This is a genomic window from Bacteroidota bacterium, assembly GCA_016706255.1.
In the GTDB taxonomy this organism is placed as follows: domain Bacteria; phylum Bacteroidota; class Bacteroidia; order Chitinophagales; family BACL12; genus UBA7236.
The window spans coordinates 272,965-292,376 of the sequence record JADJJZ010000006.1; the positions used below are offsets into that span (position 1 = coordinate 272,965).

The following is a 19,412-nucleotide window of genomic DNA, read 5'->3' on the forward strand; positions in this document are numbered from 1 at the left end:
TTTGGAAGGGAAAATATGCCATTTCACCCATAAATGTGATGCACTTCGCTAAGTTATAACACCATTTCACACTAAAAAACGGCCATTTCACTCAAAGTGGGTTGTGGGTTCACCCTTATTGTTGTCTATTTGACCCAGAAACACACACAATCCCAAGGAAACATACCAGGAAAACACAAGTTATTTTGCTCCATGCAAACACGCCCATGAAAACCAAATTATTTTTTTGGGGGTGAAAATTTCGGGTTGATGATTCATGTGTAATGATGCACCCCATCGTTACACAAAATAAAAAGGCGGCTCCCTCATGTCGCCTTTTTTTATGCCCCACCCTTCTATCATTGTATTAAAGGTGATCTGCAAACACAATTCTACTAAAAAAACCAGTTTGGGCAAATATTAAAATTATAAAATAAAAAGCTCCTATTTCGTTTCATTTCAATAAATGCCACAGCTCCTATTGTTCCGAATTTGCGGGGCGGGGGGGGGGGGGGGGTGGGAGCGGCGCTCAAATCCACTTCCCGGTTATACCTATTTTAATAACTTGGAGCCTGTTGCTTTGTTAAGTGATATTAATTATTCAATTAAAATAACCTATTCAGGTTCAGCCGTACATTTTGTTGCAGTTTTTATTGATTTCAATCAGGATTTAGATTTTACTGATGCAAATGAAGTGGTAGGTTTTGTTACCGCAAACACACCTGAATTTGAATTTCCTACATCACCAACACAATTTGAATTTACGATTCCTGAAGGTGCAGTTAGTGGTAAAACGGGCGGTATGAAACCTGCCCTCGCATACGCCGTAACGAATTAGATTTGGTGAGGCGAAGATTGATGTAAATATTAATACAACGAGGTAGTGGTTAATGATTTAAATGCGAAAACATATCCCGCTTCAGAAATAATCAATATCAATACAACAACAATAACAATTTATTATGTAGAATTAATTAATGCGTCAGGCGAAATTATACAACGTAATTATCCGAATGATGTAAATGTTGCAATTAGTTTGAACGGGTTTAAACCGGGAATTTATCTTGCACGTGTATACAAACATAATCAGATTATAGAAAAATGTTTTGTAGTGATTTAAGTATGTTAAATTTCATTACAACAATAAATTAAGTCATCTTCCGAATTATAGCCAATAAAAAAACCGGCATCTTTCGATACCGGTTCTATAATTTGGTTTGTTTAATTAAAGTGTACGTTTAACTTCAACTTCTTCGTATCCTTCCAGGATATCGCCAACTTCTATATCGTTGAAATTATGGATTGTTAAACCGCATTCCATACTTGTAGTAACCTCTTTCGCATCATCTTTAAAGCGTTTGAGAGAGCTTAACGTTCCGGTATGAATTACGATGCCATCGCGTAAAACACGAATTTTTGTGTTACGGGTAATTTTACCTTCCGATACATAACATCCGGCAACGGTACCCACTTTCGATATTTTGAATGCTTCACGCACCTCAACGGTACAGGTAACTTTTTCTTCCATTTTAGGAGCAAGCATCCCTTCCATTGCGGCTTTAATTTCCTCAATGGCATTGTAGATAATGCTATACATCCTGATTTCCACACCTTCTTTCTCTGCAAGTTTGCGCACCGGTGTGCTAGGACGAACCTGGAAACCAACAATTACCGCATCAGATGCACTCGCTAACATTACATCGCTTTCGGTAATCTGACCAACACCTTTGAAAATTACGTTTACCTGAACCTCCCCGGTAGTTAATTTTTGTAAGCTGTCTGTTAACGCTTCTGATGAACCATCCACGTCGGCTTTGATAATAATATTCAATTCGCGGAAAGTTCCCAATGCCTTTCTGCGGCCGATTTCCTCGAGAGTAATATGTTTTTTAGTACGAATACCCTGTTCGCGTAAAATCTGACTGCGTTTGTTCGCAACCGCTTTCGCTTCGGCTTCGTCGTCGTAAATTTTGAATTTTTCACCTGCCTGTGGCGCACCGTTTAATCCGAGTACTAATACAGGTGTAGATGGTCCGGCATCATTAACACGTTGATTTCTTTCATCAAACATTGCTTTTACCTTACCATAATATGGTCCGGCCACCATCATATCACCAACATGTAAAGTTCCTTCCTGAACCATGATGTTACATACATATCCTCTTCCTTTATCCAAAGAAGCTTCAATTGTAGAACCAACAGCCGATTTATCCGGATTCGCTTTCAGGTCGAGTAATTCTGATTCTAATAATAATTTTTCGAGCAATGTGTCAACGCCGATACCTGATTTCGCTGAAATTTCCTGGCTTTGGAATTTTCCACCCCAATCTTCAACCAGAATATTCATTTGCGACAATTGCTCTTTTATTTTATCGACATTGGCGCCCGGTTTATCAATTTTATTGATAGCAAATACCATAGGCACGTTTGCAGCCTGCGCGTGACTAATCGCCTCTTTTGTTTGAGGCATCACCTGATCATCGGCAGCAATTACAATAATGGCAATATCGGTAAGTTTGGCACCACGTGCACGCATGGCAGTAAACGCTTCGTGTCCCGGTGTATCTAAAAATGCAATACGTTTTCCGTTAGGTAAATCCACCTCGTAAGCACCAATATGCTGTGTGATACCACCTTTTTCACCTGCAACTACGTTAGTTTCACGAATATAATCGAGCAATGATGTTTTACCGTGGTCAACGTGACCCATAATGGTAACAATTGGCGGGCGCGTTACAAGTGTATCCGGCTCATCAGTTTCATCTTCCTCTTCAATATCATCTTCGTTTACGTTGATGAACTGCACTTTAAATCCGTTTTCTTCGGCTAATAATTCGATAATCTCAGCATCTAAACGCTGGTTAATAGACACCATCATACCGAGGTTAAAACAGCTTTGCACCAAATCGGTAGGTGATGCGTTCATTAAGCTGGCTAATTCAGACAATGATGTAAACTCTGCAACCTGAATTACATTGCTGGTAAGTGCTTCTGCTGCTTCAATTTCGGCAGCTTCACGTTTTTCACGTTTTAACTGTTTCGCTACACGGGCACCTTTACCACGCTGCTGATTGTTTCCGCTCAGTTTGGCGAGGGTATTTCTGATTTGCTCCTGAATTTGGCGTTGAGCAGCTTCCGGGTCAACAATAGCAGGCTTTTTGAGGTTAACCCCAATTGGATTTCTGCTACGGTTTTCGCGGTGTGCATCTTCTTCTTTAACCTTATCAACGTTAATACGCTCGTGCTTTTTAATGCGCTTGCGTTTTTTCTTGTTCGGGTCTTCAGCGCCACCACCGTGTTGGTGCGGACGTTTTTCAGGTTTTTTCTCTTCTTTAATTTCGATTTTACCAATAATTTTCGGCCCTTCGAGCGTCACTTTTTTGGTTTCAATCATTTCGCGCTCCGGCTTTTTCTCCACAACTTCTTCAACAATCGGCGCTTTTACCTCAGGTCGTTTTTCAATTTCCTTATTGGCATCTTTATCGGCTTTCTTTACCTGAAAATCGCGTTTGGCAACTACAGGTTCAGTTTTTTCTACAACCGGTTCTTCAACCTTTTTTACTTTCTTTTTATTGAGGTCAATTTTGCCGATAACCTTCAGGTCTTCAACCTTCTCTTTTCTGGCTTTAATTACCTCAACTTCCTCAACCGGTTTTTCCTGTTCGGCAACAACTTCTTCCACAACCGGCTTTTCAACCTCTTTTTTCTCAACAATTACCTCCGGTTTCACCTCAACTTTTGGTTCAGGTTTAATTTCGGGTTTCACCTCAACCTTAGGTTCAGGTTTCACTTCTACTTCCTTAACCGGTTCAACCGTGTCTTCAGATTTCTCCTTTTCCAGCTTGCGGCCAATACCTATGCTTAACTGATCGGCTTTGCCTTTCAGGTCTTTATCCTTGCCGAATTCTTTCAGCAAAAGGGTATACATTTCTTCCGAGAGCTTTGTTGTAGGCTTTGCATCTACGGAGAAACCCTTTGCAGTGAGTAAATCAACAATGTGCGACATTGCCACGTTGAACTCGCTGGCGGCCTTAGCTAATCTTATAGTTTTTTCTTCTGACATTCAGTTGCTTGGATTACAAAGATAGGATTAACATTTTATCATATACCAAAAACGTATATGAATTAATGTTTATCTCAATCTTCGTCGAATTCTGATTTTAATATTCTGATAATTTCTTTAACAGTTTCTTCTTCAAGATCGGTACGGCGAACCAACTCATCAGCACTTAATTCCAATACGCTTCTTGCCGTATCGCAACCAATTGTTTTGAGTTCGTCAATCATCCATTCGTCAATTTCATCTGCAAATTCATCAAGGTCAATATCCATTTCTTCTTCTTCAGTATCACGGAATACATCAATATCGTATCCGGTTAACTGACAAGCCAATTTGATATTTAAACCACCTTTTCCAATTGCTAATGAAACCTGATCTTGTGCAAGATAAACCGCTGCTTTTTTCTTTTCATTATCTAATTCGATAGATGAAATTTTTGCAGGACTTAATGCACGTTGAATTAATAACTGGTTATTATTTGTGTAATTAATAATATCGATGTTTTCGTTGCGTAACTCACGAACAATACCGTGAATACGGCTACCCTTCATACCAACACAGGCGCCAACCGGGTCAATACGGTCGTCGTATGACTCAACAGCAACTTTGGCTCTTTCACCCGGTGCACGAACAATCTTTTTAATAACAATGAGTCCGTCAAATACCTCAGGAACTTCCTGTTCCAGTAATTTTTCAAGAAACTTAGGGTCAGTTCTTGAAACTATAACAACGGGGTTATTATTACGGAAATCTACTTTTTTAACTACACCTCTCAGGGTTTCGCCTTTTTTGTAGTTATCGGCATGAATTAATTCACTTTTTGGTAAAATCAATTCATTACCATCATCATCCAGTAACAGGATTTCTTTTTTCCAAACCTGATAAACCTCACCGGTTATAATTTCACCTTCGCGGTCTTTATATTTTTTATAAACCTCGTCTTTTTCCAACTCCATAATACGTTGAACCAAAGCCTGGCGTGCAGCTAAAATGGCACGGCGACCAAAACTTTCGATGCTTACGTTTTCATATGTTTCTTCACCAACCGAAAAATCGGGTTCAATTTTTAATGCTTCCGATAATGCGATTTGGGTAACCGGATTTTCAACAGCGCCGTCTTCCACAATTTCGCGGCGATGCCAAATTTCAAGGTCACCTTTTTCGGTGTTTACAATGATGTCGAAGTTTTCGTCGTTTTACTTCTTGCGCAATAAGGTGCGGAAAATGTCTTCCAGCACTTTCATAAGTGTGGGACGGTCGATGTTTTTGACGTCCTTAAACTCCGAAAAGGAATCTACTAGTTCTACGCTGTTCATAGTATTTGATTTTTGTTGGTTTTTCCACCCAAGGCGGATTAACCGATGTTTGTTTGTTATAATTTGTTGATTATCAATTATTTATACTTAAAAAACTATCTTTTTCTTTACACTTTTAATCTCTTCAAAGCCGTATGTTTCCAGCTCCACTTCAGGTTGCATGCCTTTTTTCTTTGGGGGGTGATGTACTTCCAGGTGTAACACTTTACCATCTGCCTTTTTCAGCATCCCTTCCTTTTTAATGCCATTCAGTAAAACTACCTCCACCGTTTTGCCGATGTTTTTGTCGTACTGTTCCTGCACTTTAAACGGATTTTCCATACCCGGACTGGAAACATCTAAACTGTATTTTTCAGAAAAACGTTCGTCGTTATCCATCTGAAACTCAACGTAGCGGCTCACTACCAAACATTGTTCAATAGTTACACCTGTTGGGCTGTCGATAAAAATTTCATACTTATTGACAGATGGATTAATCCTGATATCCACCAAAAAGCAGCCCATTTCTTCCAGTCGGGGCGCCAGCCAGTTTGCTATTATTTCCCGGTTGTTCATGATACAGAAACAAAAGAGGGGACTTTTTACTGTCCCCTCTTCCGAAGTGGTGCAAAGATAGGTAAAGGTTTTGAGATTACAAAGGGGGGTAATCAACCGAAGCTCCTACGGTAGTTTGCTGACACTTGAGCTTGAATGTGCAACTGAACTGGAAGTGGGTAAATAAAAAAGGTAATATACCGGTAAACTATTTTTTAGGCGGAAAATAAGGATGTTCGGGGAGAGGCCGACGATGTTTGTTCTTTGGGTGAAGTAATTCAATTGAATAAAACGACTCATACGATCTATGGTGCGCCTAAATCGGAGGATGGCCTTAATTGGATTTTAACAAGAAACATATGTTTAGTAAGTTAATCAATTTATTTTTAATCGCTATCGTCAAATTGACTTCTTAAATCACCTAACAGTTCAAGAATTTCAATTCTATCAGACTTGTCCGGAATATCTTCAAGGTTTGCTTCTATTTCATCTAAGTGCTCCTGCAACATGTGTGGGTGAATAAATGCTTGAATATAATCATTTGCAAGCGCCGGATCTAAGTCTAAGGGTGTAATATTTCTTATTATTTTGAATAAGCCATTTGAATTTTTGTTGTTTATAAAAAATACAATCAGTTCCTTTATTGCATTGGCTTCCTCTAAAAAATCGAATTTTTCGGAATAAAATATTTTTCGCGCTTTTGAAAACTCTCTTATCTCATAAGTGTAGAGGTGTAATCGCACTGCTTCATTTCTAACTATTTCATAAAGCTGGGTAATAATATTTCCTACTATCTTACCAAAACTTGATTTAATAACCCTGTCATTTTCAGTGAGATTAAAATCAGATTTTATATCAATTAAAAATTTTAATTCTGAGTTTAAATAATTCACAAATACTTCCTTTTCTTTAGTGTAATAATTCTGCTCATTCTCTGAATACCTATCGTATCGCAATGAATTGTAGAAATGAGAAAGTAAATTAATAAATCCTTTATCCTTGGCATTTAAATTAATTATTTTATTTTTTGATATTCTTTTTATTAAATTCTCAATTTTATGAGTTTTAATACTTTCTGTAAATCGTTTGGAATCTGTTGATGAATTATACTCTATAAGAACTATGGCAACCTTACACAAACGCTCTATTCCAACTGACAAGTTGTAAAGCACTTCGAAAATTTCAGATTCGTATATAAAGAATTGAATATCATCAAAGGCTTTAAGACCATTGTAAATAAACGCTCCAGAAATATCTATTTCAGTTCCTAGGCTAAAATTTTTCCAATATTGTGTAGAGTTCATATTACAGGTTATAGGTTCTAAATGTTTGTTGAATAAAATTAATTTCATTTATTGAAAAGGCTTGCCAGGCCCGGTCAATTCTTGAAAAACGACTATTTAATATATCATTTTGATGCCTTTCAATTAATTGGTTAATTAAAATATTAATATCTTTATTAAATTCATCTATAACACTAGTTACAAATAGATTGGTTTGTTCAATTCCATTAATGTTTGGAAACACCCCTTTTAAGTTTGTAGCATATTCATCTTTATAACATAAAATCAACCCATCAATATCTGAACAATAGGTAAGGTATACGTTTATTAATTGATTTTCAGTAATTGAAATTATTAATTCCTTAATGGATTGTTGCGTATAGCAATTTTTAAGATACATTTGACTACCAACGATATATGGTATACTCAGACCTTTTCTTCCTGTTTTTCTCCATTCAATTAATAGTGCCTGCCAATAAAACATTTTCATTTTTATTTGCCCTAAAATTATCTAATTTATAATGAATCTAAAGATGTTAAATACCTTCCAAAGGTTAGATCTCTATGTAAACGATGTTCTCGAGTCTTTAAAATGCATTTTTAATAATTAGACCTGTAAAAATATTTGTTTTCATTAATTTGATTAACGGTTTTCCGTGAATCTATTGCTTTAAATATAATTCACTACCTACTGTCTGCTTGATTTTTTAAATTTGAGAAATGTAAAAGCCTAAATCTGAATCAATCGTTTTCTTCACTTAAATTTCCACAATGAAAAATTCTAATCCCAAATTGGTATTATGTGTATTTTTAGCATTATTTGTCTTTCTAACCTTTACAAACAGAGTTTATGCTCAAATTTTCCCTGATGAAGGGGTTTTTGACACCACTGGATTAATACAAGAAACTTTAACAGATGGTTTGGATACTATCTGGTATTGGGGTACAGATGAGACAACGAAAGAAATTAATTTAAGGACGACAGGAACATACAATTATCATAATTCAAGTGATTATTCACAATACGCTAAAGTCCATGCCGACTCCACAATTTATATAAACTTGGGTAGTAACCAAAAAACAATAAATCAGGGCTTATATGGCTTTCACATTGCAGGAATTTATGGAAGAAAAGTGATTCCTAATGATGGCTCTGCCACAGACCAATGGCAATGGATGAGTGAATTGGCACCTTCAAGCCTGAGATTTCCAGGAGGAGCTGATAGCAAATTTATGCATTTATTAGATGGTCCTGGATATGGTTATGATTTAGTGGAAATTATTCGATTTTATGATAGAACAGATTATGTAATTAATGCCCCCTCCTTTACTGATATTTTAGACAGCGTAGAATTAGATGAAAATAATAGCTCATTTTACTCATGGATTAACGAAGATGAAGTTGGAGATTTTCTAGGGTTTGCAGAAAAATGGATTGACCAACAGCTATTAGCCCCAACTCACTTATTTATTGATGATTTTGTTTATATGGTCAAACAGATTGAGGATGCCAATCCAGGCCACAAAGTTGATGTAATTGTTGACCTAAACATAATGAATGAAACGGCAACTAAAAGCCGTGAAATTGTTGAATATTTACGAAACCATGACTCATGTGCGGTAAATGTTGTATACGTTGAATTGGGAAACGAGATGTACTTTGAATTTTCTGAATCAATGCTTGGTATTTATACATTAGAAGATTATTGGACATACATCAATGGTGGTATCACAGACAGCTTGGATAGTGTTCTAATAGGCGGAGATGTTTGGTTTGATCATGACTATATTAACGAATTTAAGAGTGGCGCTGTTTTCACTTGTAAAGTTGCATTGCCAGTAGAAAACTTAAAAGACCCTTATTATGCATTCCGAACTGCTTCAACATCAGGAAGCAGAGGTTTAGATGAATGGAATGATGAATTATTTGAAAAAAGATTTGAAAAAGTTGAAATTGAAGGCTCTCCTGGCACATTTAGGAGGTCTTATGATGCATATGTTATTCACCCATATTACGACACTCATAATTGGGATTCAATAGCTTTAAATAATTTAGATTCCATTTATGAGTGTATAAGCCCAGATACTTTAGGTTGGGTCTATAACGAAAATGACCCTAGACTTGAAGATGCTTTTGACGAAATGGCAAAGAATTTTAAAAAATTTATAAACACACGTTATTTAGAATCATGGAATGTTCATCGTGATACATTAGGTCTTAATTTATCAGTGGCTTCGGGCGGCAAGGACGTAATAACTTCCGAATATAACTTTAAAGAAACTGGTGGGAAATATTCACCTGGGGAAAGGGACATGTTAGGTGTTTTTGCTCAAACTTTTCTTACGTCGGCTATGCTTCAGGAGTGGTGGTTGAAAAATTTAAAGCTTAATTATAATAATACCTATCGCCAAGGTTTTTTAAAATATACTAACCTGCATAATTTTGCCGGTGCTTCACACAGCACAATGCTAAGCCCTGCATCTACACCGGAATTGGACTCATTAAATAGAGATACTATACCTTATAGTATTAAAATTGATTCTGCTGATGGAAGAAATTATTATATGAAAAGAACTTCATATTATACTATGATGCTATTAAGTGAAATTCCAAAAAATAATTTAAAATACCTACAATCAAATTTCACCATTGCAAAAAACAATATAAATGTTCAGCCAACAGTATTTATTGACCCTGAAAAGGAAAATTTCTATTTCTATTTCAGTAATGTAAGCTCAGATTCCCAGTCTTATTATATAAATTTGACAGGAACATCTGGCATATTCCCACCTGATGGGCATGTTCAAATTACGGATACAGCAACAATATTTTGTGTTAGAGCGCGTCAACCTTATTCAACATCAGGTCGGGGGAAAAATACACTTTTTACTATAAACGAGTGTTATAGTGACGAAGACTTTGAAGTAAATTATGATATTGAGATAGATACCATTAATACAATCACAAACAATCCATCTGTGGGCAGCCCTTTTACTACAATAGAAGTGCCTCCTTACTCTTTTGGTTACTTTAAAATACCGTTTATAGCCGATTACCCACCATATGAAAAAACTGCTCGCGCAGTAATTAATTGCAACTTGTATCCCAATCCTGCAAGCACTGATATCTCACTATACTTAAGTAATTTCGAAATAAGACCAAATGAAATGCTAAAAGTTCAAATTGTAACGATTGAAGGGAAAATATGCTACCAAAATACTCTTACAAATGGAGGAAAGGTAGAAATTTCCAACTTAAGTAATGGTATTTACATTATATTTGTAGAAATGATGGATGGGACTATTTTCAAAGAGAAATTCATAAAGCAATGAAACAACACTTGAAGCTTCAGTTATCGAGTTATTCCACATTCGCTGCTATATTCCTTTTAGGTAATGATAGTTTAGGAAATGCAGTATATACTGACATTGAACCCGATATCGTGCTTGTTTCTGATAATGAACTTTATGATATTGATATGGACAATGATGGGCATCTGGATTTTAGGGTGCAGAAACTTAGCGGGTCATTTTATTCATATTGGAGTGATAATTTATCATATTCAAATTTTATTATAATTTCTCCATTGGAAAGTGGAAATGAGGTTGCAGGAATAAAAAGTGTAATTAATCCATCATATGGTGGGTTTACGTTATATTTTCCTTATGTTATAGAATCTTCCCAATTAATAGATAATGGCTTAAGTTTCCAAAATAATTATTTTCAAATCTTAGCATTAAATATTTCAGGACCTAGCGGGGCTATTGGCGGTTATTGGTATACAGGATTTGATGAAAAGTATATCGGAGTTGGATTCAAGGACTCCCTAAATTGTTTCCATTATGGTTGGATTAGATGCTCTACCACCTCACAAGCCGAAAGCGTCATAATAGATTCTTATACTTATGAAACTAAATGTGAAACCGGTATTTATGCTGGTGACACTATAGGCGATACTACTACTGTAGAAGTAGCAGAATTAAGTTCGCTTGTTCCTACAATATACAGTTTCGCTGGCGTTTTAAATATAAGCCTCAATAAAAAATTAGTGGGAGCTAATTATACAGTTTTTAACTTGGAAGGAAAAATAATTCATACAGGTTACCTGGACGAATTAAACAATAAATTAAATATCAATTGTAATGAAGGAGTTTATTTAGTCATTATCAAAAAAGATGAATATAGTTATTCGAAACAAATTCTTCTGGTTCAATAAACAATCTGATATATTAAAAAGGAGGCGTTGTTATAGCAACGCCTCCTTTGTTTTTTATTATTTCCCGAAATTTTTAAACACTCGCATTGTAGAAAACTACATTATCTGTTGTAATAAATGTATACATTGTTTATGTGTAAACTTCATTTTCAAAAAAGTATCTATTTGTGAGCATCCCGTCGATAATTTCTAATTTATCTTGCTTGGTCGCTACAAATCCATTACCAGAAACATATGTAAAAATATCCAGGTAATCTGTCTAATCTGTTGTCGCAAATTGAACGCCTGGTGAATACTTACCATTTATAAAAGTTCGTTTTAACTGGTCAAATTTTACGTTAGTTATTGGAGCAACACTCAAATATAAAGTTGTTAAATTCGTGGATAAATTAAATTGCTTTGAAAATCCGTTTATTATTAAATAATTGAAAATTAAAAAGTTATTTTTATATGAAAAATATTTAGTAAGAAAGTATTATTTTAATGCCTATATTTCTAATGATTTTATCAACCATTTCACTTAGCACTGCTTAAAGGCATTAGGCCAAGATGCATCAAAATACGTTTCGAGAACAGCTTTTGCGCCGCCAAACCAAGGCACTTTTTCTGTTTCCAATCTTCCCTTAAACCCTTTACCTTTGCGCCATGATTGCCAACGACGCAGAAAAGTTTAAAAAAGTGATAAGCCATGCCAAAGAGTATGGTTATATATTCCAGAGTTCGGAAATTTATGATGGATTAAGTGCGGTTTACGATTACGGTCCGTACGGGGCTTTGCTGAAAAATAATATCAAAGAATACTGGTGGAAAGCTATGGTGCAGATGCATGAAAACATTGTGGGCCTCGATTCGGCTATTTTGATGCACCCGACCACCTGGAAGGCAAGTGGCCACGTGGATGCATTTAGCGACCCGCTTATCGACAATAAAGATTCTAAAAAACGTTACCGCGCTGATGTACTTATTGAAGAATTTTTGGCGAAACAGGATGAAAAGGTTGATAAAGAGGTAGAAAAAGCAAAAAAACGTTTCGAAAATTTCGATGAAACGATGTTCAGAACTACGAATGGTCGTGTGCTCGAAATTGCTGCCAAAAGAGAAGCAGTGCATACGCGTTTTGTTAAAGCATTAAATGATAATAATCTCGACGAGCTCAAACAAATAATTATTGATTGCGAAATTGTTGACCCGATTTCCGGTACGCGCAACTGGACCGATGTACGTCAGTTTAATTTGATGTTTTCAACCAGTTTTGGTGCTGCGTCCGATTCGTCTGATGTTGTTTACCTGCGTCCTGAAACTGCGCAGGGTATTTTTGTTAATTTTTTGAATGTGCAAAAAACTACACGTCAGAAAATTCCTTTCGGTATTGCACAAATTGGAAAAGCATTCAGAAATGAAATTGTTGCCCGTCAGTTTATTTTCCGCATGCGCGAATTCGAACAAATGGAAATGCAATTTTTTGTTCGTCCGGGCGAAGAAATGAATTATTATAATTACTGGAAAAAAACACGCATGCAATGGCACCGCGCTTTAGGTACTGATGCAAGCATGTTACAATTCCACGACCACGATAAAGTTGCACATTATGCAAATGCTGCTGTGGATATTGAATTTAAATTTCCATTTGGTTTTAAAGAACTGGAAGGTATTCACTCACGCACAAATTTTGATTTAAGCCGACATACAGAATTCAGCGGAAAAAAATTACAATATTTTGATGCTGAATTAAATGAAAATTATATTCCTTACGTGGTAGAAACATCCATTGGTTGCGACCGTATGTTTTTAGCTATGTTATGTAATGCTTATGATGAAGAAGTTGTTGGTGAAGAAACACGTGTGGTATTGCGATTACCCGCTATTCTTGCCCCAATTAAAGTGGCAGTATTACCATTAATTAAAAAAGATGGTTTACCTGAAAAAGCAATGGAAATATTTAATACACTGAAATTTAATCACCAGTGTTATTACGAAGAAAAAGACAGTATCGGAAAACGTTACCGTCGTATGGATGCTATTGGTACACCTTATTGTATTACCGTTGACCATCAAACATTAGAAGATAATACAGTGACCATCCGCGAACGCGACAGCATGCAACAAGAACGTATTGCTATTGCTGATGTATTACAAATTGTAAATGCAAAAGTGGATATTAATACTGTATTAAAACAATTAGCAGATTAAATGAAAAAACTTGTTTTTATTTTTCTGTTTTTAGTTTCGTTTCAATCGAAAGCACAGTTTGAAAATATTTATGGAACCTTATTGGCATATATGACAGGTTCGTTTTCGAGTGAAGCCCAAAGCAAAGCTGATTCCAATTTTTATGATATCCGTTTGCACATGGTTGAAATTCAAATGGGTAATGAACCCGGCAATTGGCTGTATGTGGAACAAGCGTTAGGTAGTGCGCAAGATAAACCATATCGCCAAAGAGTATATCAGGTAGTAGAAATTACATTGGGTATTTATGAAAGTCGTGTATATGAATTTGAAAATCCATTACAATATGCAGGAGGATGGAAGGATGCCTCAAAATTAAATTCGCTCACATTTGATAAATTGATTTTACGCGATGGTTGTTCTATTACTTTAAAATACGAACACGAGTTAGTAGGAGATATCAATATCAATCGTTTTGTTGGTTCCACGGGTGCTACATCTTGCCCGAGTAGTTTGCGTGGCGCCAGTTATGCAACCAGCGAAGTTATTATCACCGAAGATCAGTTGTTAAGCTGGGATCGCGGATGGGATGTTAATGGGAAACAGGTTTGGGGAGCAGAAACAGGTGGCTATATTTTTGTAAAAACAACAGAATAATTGTTTGCTGCGATTAATCATTAGATAATTACTTGCTTGTAAAAAATTACGTTGGAATTACAATAGTATTATCTCATTCAGTGAATTAACGCTAATTTTATTACATGAAGTTTTTGGCGAAATATTGTTTACAGGTAATTCTACTTTATTTCATCCTATTCAGTTTTTATGCATGTAATGAAACAGCTATTCCTGAAGATAATTTTAATGCCAGCGAAAACTTTAACAGAACAATTATTTTTGATGTGTATCGGGTTTATAGTATTTCACCACTATTAGACAGCACGGTACAAGATGTTACCATCGATATTTTTTCCAGCTACGAAGATTTGGTGTATGATTATTATCCTGACGCCACCCGTTTAACCGATTCTGTTGGTCATGCCGTAATTAATGGTTTAGAAAAAGATTATTATTATATCAGAGCCAGTCACCCGACCTTGGGTAATGTAATCGACTCAGTGAGCACACCTGCAAATACAACCTCATTTGTTGAGTTGTATTATTAAAATAAAAAACCACCGCTTGGGTGGTTTTAAATATTGTTGTAAAAATATCTTTAGTTAGAAAAAGGACAATCTATTTGCAATTTTTCCCAGTTCAAACGAATAATTCCTGTGTTCGGTTGAGCATCAGCAACAACAGTAAAGGTTAAATTTTCAGTTAACACTTCGGTTGCAACTGGTGTTACCTGAATACGCAAAGCATCATCACTTTGGTCGTATTTAAAAGCACCCCATTGTGTTTCTTCGTTATTAAAAATTAGTGTCCAGGTTGAATCAGTTGGGATAGTAAAAAATGAATACGTAGCTGCAGATAAGGTTTGGCCCTGAATGGTAACATCCTGGGTAAAGGTTACTGTTGTAGCCTCATTTGCCCCTGTGCGCCATACTTCTCCATAAGGCACTAATGCTCCCCAAATTGGGCGACCTTTTACGGCAGGTGAACTATAGTTTACGGTAATGGTATTGGTGCCAATTGTTGCAGTAGCAGTGGCTTGCGGACTCACACGGTTTTCTTTGTTGGTCATTTCATCTTTCCGCTTTTCTTTAACTGCTTCCTGTGCTGAATTTTTACAGGCACTCATAAAAGTAATTGCTGCAATAAACAGCATCATAATGGTTGATTTACGCATAATTTTAATCTTAATAAGTTGCAAAGGTAGGGAGTTAACTCATAATTTGATAAATCGGTTCACAAACCAGCCTAAAATACAGGCTAAAACCACGATAATACCGGTTACATAGATTGGCCAGTTAATTGCACTGAAAATAATGAGTACAATTAGCATAAAAACAATAATGAGTCCTCCAACCTGTATCCAGTCTCCCTTATTCAATGTGGTATTTTGTAGTTATAAAAAGGTTTGATTGGCAAGATAATCATTTAAGTTTATCCCGCACAAAAAAAGTGGAGCAACAAATTTGTTACTCCACTTTTAAGTTGATTGAATGAGTTAATTACAACACTCGGTACCGCAACCACAATCTTTAGGTTTTTCTCCGAAAACGGTGATACTAAAAATTCCGGTTCCACTGTTTTTAAATGCCGCTATTTGTTCAGCACTTAAATAATTCGATAAAATATCATCCGGCAAAATAATTTCTTTCTCTTTATTAATGGTAATATTACTAAAACCATTTTGCTGAATGATTTGTAAATAATCATTTTTTTGAATGGCTCCACTCACACAACCTGCATACATTTCTGCTTCTTTAATTATTTCATTTGGCAATGTGCCGGATAAAACAATATCTGAAACACTAAAATGCCCACCCGGTTTTAAAATGCGATACATTTCAGAAAATGCTTTTACTTTATCGGGAACCAGATTTAATACACAATTGCTTACAACCACATCAGCTTTATTTGATGTAATGGGAATATTTTCAATATCACCTAAACGAAATTCTACATTTTGTAATTGTAATTTAGTTGCATTGTTACGTGAAAGTTCAATCATTTTTTCGGTCATGTCAATACCGATTACACGTCCATCTTCACCAACAATACTGCGTGCTACAAAGGCATCGTTACCTGCTCCGGAGCCAAGGTCTACAACGGTATCACCTTTTTTAATTTGTGCAAATTCCGTAGGAATTCCGCAGCCTAAACCCAAATCGGCATCAGCAAAATAACCTTCCAGTGAAGTATAATTTTCACTCATAATTTCGAGGTCAATGGTTGAACATCCTCCTGCACCACAGCAAGATGAAGCATTAGTGGTTTTTGATTGCAGTGCAATTTCACTGTATTTTTCTTTAACCAGTTCTTTTACATTTTGATTGTTTTCCATAATCGTATTTTTAATTGTTATTCGAATTTAATTTATACATAACCAATGCTGACGAAGGACAAATTGTAGAAAATTCTGTTGTTTGTTGAATTTCTACCGGAACGTTTTCGCGCTGCACCGGCATAAAACCTAATTTTGTAAAAAATGAGGCTGCTGTTTCAGTAAGTAAATAAAAACCCTTGTAATTTTCAGGATATAATTTATCCATAAGCGCATGTATCAGTTGATTGCCAATTTGTTTATTTCTAAATGTTGGATCAATAACAACTGAGCGAATTAACATATAAGGAAAATGTTTTTCAACTCCTGCGGCGCCAATAATTTTATTATCTACCAAAGCAATTTCAAAATCGGAAATCAAATTATCAATATCTTCAAATGGAAGTGCACTTGCGGCAAGCAGTTTTTTTACTTCCAGTAAATCTTCATCAACAGCCGTTCTGAAATGTATCATATCAGCAACATTTTATTTCGTTAAATAACTGTTTGAAAAACCCCAGTGCATTATTACAAACCGATTCGTTTAAGCAATAACAAACTCTGGGTCCGTCAATTTCCCCTTTTATGAGCCCGACTGCTTTTAATTCTTTAAGATGTTGTGAAACGGTGCTTTGCGAAAGTGGCAATTGTTCAACAATATCACCACAAACACATTGTCCGTTCGAGAGCACTTTTAGTATTTCAATGCGCGCCGGATGGCCCAAAGCCTTAGCAATATCGGCAATTCGGACGCTGTCGGGGTCAAATTCATGTTTTTTTGAGTAGGCCATATCTGATTGTATATCGCAAATATACGATGAATAAAATTCCCACCAAATTTTTTAACATTTTTTTTATCTTTATAAGAAATCAATTATCCTATGAAAAGGCTCCTCCTTTCGTTTGCAATAATTTGTGTGTCTTCAACCTGGGTAAAAGCGGTACATATTATTGGCGGTGAATTAACCTACCGGGATTTGGGTTCCGATTTATATGAAGTTCAATTGATAATTTACCGCGATTGCAACGGACTTACCAATTTTGATAATCCTGCTTATCTGGATGTATATACTGCATTGGACAATGTATTGACACTAGAATTCACACTTTCTGACCCAATTGTTACTTCAATAGATGATGTTACTTTTGAATGCGCAGGACCGTTTGTTTCAACCTGCATTGAAAAAGGTGTATACCTTGATACAATCAGTCTGCCGGGTGTCGTTGGTGGTTACAATATCGTTTACAACCGCTGCTGCCTATCAGCAGCATATGTCAATTTATCTGAGCCCGATGAAGACGGTTTTGCCGTATTTGCGCATATTCCGGGTACAGATATTACCACAATTAACAGTTCACCGGTTTTTAGTCCGATAGAAACATTTTTAGTGTGTTTAGACGAACCAATATCTACAATTTTTACAGCTACCGACCCGGATGGCGATGCCTTGGTATATACTTTTTATGAACCATTTCTTGGAGGTAATCCTGCAAATCCGGCACCGGTTCCTGCGCTTCCTCCTCCGTATGCAACTGTAAATTATGAAGCCGGATTTTCCGGTATTCATCCCTTAAATGCTTCCCCCGAATTGGCAATTAATCCCGCAACCGGAGAAATTACCGGAACGCCATTAAATGAAGGTTTTTATTTAATTGGGATTGCAGTATCTGAATTTCGTGATGGGGTTTTATTGAACACTACTTATCTGCAAACTGAATTTATTGTTGCAAATTGTACTCCTGTTTTTCCTACAATTAGTGTAGATACGGAAATTAATACGTGTAATACTTTTGAAATAGATTTCAATAACGCCACTGATTTTTGGGCTACCTCTTTTTGGGATTTTGGTGATGGCGATACATCTAATTTATATAGTCCAAGTCATACGTACACTGCTGAAGGAACTTACAACGCAACCTACATCGCTAACAAAGGATTATTTTGCAGCGATACGGCTAATATTACTATTCATGTATTACCAATTAGCCCAACAACCATAGATTTTGATTATTCACCTGATCTGGATGTTTGTTTTAGTGACACATTATTATTTTACACCGATGCTGACCCTGATTATAATTGGATAAACACATTAACCGGAGCAATAATTGGCGAAAATGATACACTGGATTTATCAGGAGATATCGGTGCTCATTCAATTACATTATTTACTACTGATGATGATTTTTGTTATTTGTCGGATACCGTTGAAGCAACTGTGCATGCTCCATTGGGAATGGCCCTGATTCCATCAGTATGGTTCGATGGACAAGTAATATTGATATGTCTCGCTTTAGAATCACCGGATGTGGATACTTATCAATGGTACTTAAATGGAAATCCAATTGCGGGTGAAGCTGACAGCGAAATTATTTTTATCGATACCTGCGGATATTACAGCATTACGATAACCGATATATATGGATGTGTATACACTTCGGAAGCTGAATTTTTATGTCCGACAGCAATTGAAAATTATGCCACCACATTGTTTGAAATAATGCCAAATCCTTCAGATGGAATAATTACCATTAATTCCGATAAAATAAACGGATTGGCTGATATCAAATTATTTAATGTGTTGGGAGAAACAGTGTTGACGCAACAAATTAATTTTGATAAATCGCAAACGCTACATATTGAAACGGGTCCCGGAATTTATTTCCTGGAAATTAGTAACAACAATCAGCGTTGTATACAACAATTGATAATTAAATAGTTTCCATCTGCTCTGTAAGAATTTCCCACTCGGCCATTTTTTTGGTGTGGGCGTCTTTCAGGCTGTTGTATTTATTAAAAATATCGGTCGTATTTGGCTTTTCGTAAAAAGCAGGATCATTCATTTGTTTTTCGATGGTTACAATTTCCGCTTCCATTGTTGCTATTTCTTTTTCCGCTTTTTCAATTTCTTTTTTTATGCG

Annotated in this window: 17 protein-coding genes and 1 pseudogene; 8 read left to right on the forward strand and 10 right to left on the reverse strand. The window is 36.0% G+C overall.

Translation table 11 applies throughout. The annotated features are described in order from the left end of the window. The first annotated feature begins 544 nt into the window (after positions 1–544). Both IPI65_09865 and IPI65_09870 read left to right on the forward strand, forming a co-directional pair. Positions 545–817, forward strand: a complete 273-nt coding sequence (locus tag IPI65_09865; protein MBK7441817.1) for a hypothetical protein — start codon at positions 545–547, stop codon at positions 815–817. A 45-nt stretch (positions 818–862) separates the two neighbouring features. Beyond that, entirely contained in the window at positions 863–1,099 is a 237-nt protein-coding gene (locus IPI65_09870; GenBank protein ID MBK7441818.1) for a T9SS type A sorting domain-containing protein, read from the forward strand. A 105-nt stretch (positions 1,100–1,204) separates the two neighbouring features. Here IPI65_09870 and infB read toward each other — a convergent pair whose 3' ends face one another. The 5 genes and pseudogenes from infB to IPI65_09895 form a co-directional block, all read right to left on the reverse strand. Further along, a complete protein-coding gene (gene infB / locus IPI65_09875) occupies positions 1,205–4,042 on the reverse strand; it encodes a translation initiation factor IF-2 (protein MBK7441819.1) in 2,838 nt (945 codons plus the stop codon). A gap of 74 nt (positions 4,043–4,116) precedes the next feature. Further along, a pseudogene (gene nusA, locus IPI65_09880) lies at positions 4,117–5,355 on the reverse strand (transcription termination/antitermination protein NusA). Between the two features lie 87 nt (positions 5,356–5,442). Next, positions 5,443–5,910 carry a hypothetical protein gene (locus IPI65_09885; GenBank protein ID MBK7441820.1) on the reverse strand — a complete coding sequence of 156 codons (468 nt, stop codon included), beginning with the start codon at positions 5,908–5,910 and terminating at the stop codon, positions 5,443–5,445. Between the two features lie 365 nt (positions 5,911–6,275). Next, positions 6,276–7,193: a hypothetical protein gene (locus tag IPI65_09890; protein MBK7441821.1), complete on the reverse strand. Its 918-nt coding sequence runs from the start codon at positions 7,191–7,193 to the stop codon at positions 6,276–6,278. A 1-nt stretch (position 7,194) separates the two neighbouring features. Next, positions 7,195–7,662 (reverse strand): hypothetical protein, encoded by a 468-nt coding sequence (locus IPI65_09895; protein MBK7441822.1) that lies wholly within the window; start codon positions 7,660–7,662, stop codon positions 7,195–7,197. Between the two features lie 281 nt (positions 7,663–7,943). Here IPI65_09895 and IPI65_09900 point away from each other — a divergent pair, with 281 nt between their 5' ends. From IPI65_09900 to IPI65_09920, 5 genes are all read left to right on the forward strand, one after another. Further along, positions 7,944–10,505, forward strand: a complete 2,562-nt coding sequence (locus tag IPI65_09900) for a T9SS type A sorting domain-containing protein (protein MBK7441823.1) — start codon at positions 7,944–7,946, stop codon at positions 10,503–10,505. Next, positions 10,502–11,389 carry a T9SS type A sorting domain-containing protein gene (locus tag IPI65_09905; protein MBK7441824.1) on the forward strand — a complete coding sequence of 296 codons (888 nt, stop codon included), beginning with the start codon at positions 10,502–10,504 and terminating at the stop codon, positions 11,387–11,389. The genes IPI65_09900 and IPI65_09905 overlap by 4 nt, the downstream gene beginning before the upstream one ends. A 645-nt stretch (positions 11,390–12,034) precedes the next feature. Next, positions 12,035–13,579: a glycine--tRNA ligase gene (locus IPI65_09910; protein MBK7441825.1), complete on the forward strand. Its 1,545-nt coding sequence runs from the start codon at positions 12,035–12,037 to the stop codon at positions 13,577–13,579. Further along, positions 13,580–14,215 carry a chromophore lyase CpcT/CpeT gene (locus tag IPI65_09915; protein ID MBK7441826.1) on the forward strand — a complete coding sequence of 212 codons (636 nt, stop codon included), beginning with the start codon at positions 13,580–13,582 and terminating at the stop codon, positions 14,213–14,215. Positions 14,216–14,319: 104 nt separating this feature from the next. Continuing rightward, complete coding sequence (locus tag IPI65_09920) at positions 14,320–14,724, forward strand: hypothetical protein (protein MBK7441827.1); 405 nt, start codon at positions 14,320–14,322, stop codon at positions 14,722–14,724. Between the two features lie 50 nt (positions 14,725–14,774). On the opposite strand, the gene IPI65_09925 is transcribed toward IPI65_09920, so the two are convergent. The 4 genes from IPI65_09925 to IPI65_09940 all read right to left on the reverse strand — a co-directional run bounded on the left by IPI65_09925 (position 14,775) and on the right by IPI65_09940 (position 17,281). Further along, the gene (locus IPI65_09925; GenBank protein MBK7441828.1) at positions 14,775–15,302 is read right to left on the reverse strand and encodes a DUF2911 domain-containing protein; all 528 of its coding nucleotides are present in this window, start codon (positions 15,300–15,302) and stop codon (positions 14,775–14,777) included. A 369-nt stretch (positions 15,303–15,671) separates the two neighbouring features. Then, positions 15,672–16,511, reverse strand: a complete 840-nt coding sequence (locus tag IPI65_09930; GenBank protein ID MBK7441829.1) for an arsenite methyltransferase — start codon at positions 16,509–16,511, stop codon at positions 15,672–15,674. 10 nt (positions 16,512–16,521) lie between these two features. Next, the gene (locus IPI65_09935) at positions 16,522–16,965 is read right to left on the reverse strand and encodes a GNAT family N-acetyltransferase (GenBank protein ID MBK7441830.1); all 444 of its coding nucleotides are present in this window, start codon (positions 16,963–16,965) and stop codon (positions 16,522–16,524) included. Position 16,966: 1 nt separating this feature from the next. Further along, on the reverse strand, positions 16,967–17,281 hold the full coding sequence (locus tag IPI65_09940; GenBank protein MBK7441831.1) for a winged helix-turn-helix transcriptional regulator: 315 nt from the start codon (positions 17,279–17,281) through the stop codon (positions 16,967–16,969). Between the two features lie 90 nt (positions 17,282–17,371). Between IPI65_09940 and IPI65_09945 the strand changes: the two genes are divergently transcribed. Further along, entirely contained in the window at positions 17,372–19,210 is a 1,839-nt protein-coding gene (locus IPI65_09945; GenBank protein MBK7441832.1) for a T9SS type A sorting domain-containing protein, read from the forward strand. Here IPI65_09945 and IPI65_09950 read toward each other — a convergent pair. Beyond that, positions 19,203–19,367, reverse strand: coding sequence for a hypothetical protein (locus IPI65_09950; GenBank protein MBK7441833.1), 165 nt, complete (start codon positions 19,365–19,367; stop codon positions 19,203–19,205). The genes IPI65_09945 and IPI65_09950 overlap by 8 nt on opposite strands. Between the last annotated feature and the right edge of the window lie 45 nt (positions 19,368–19,412).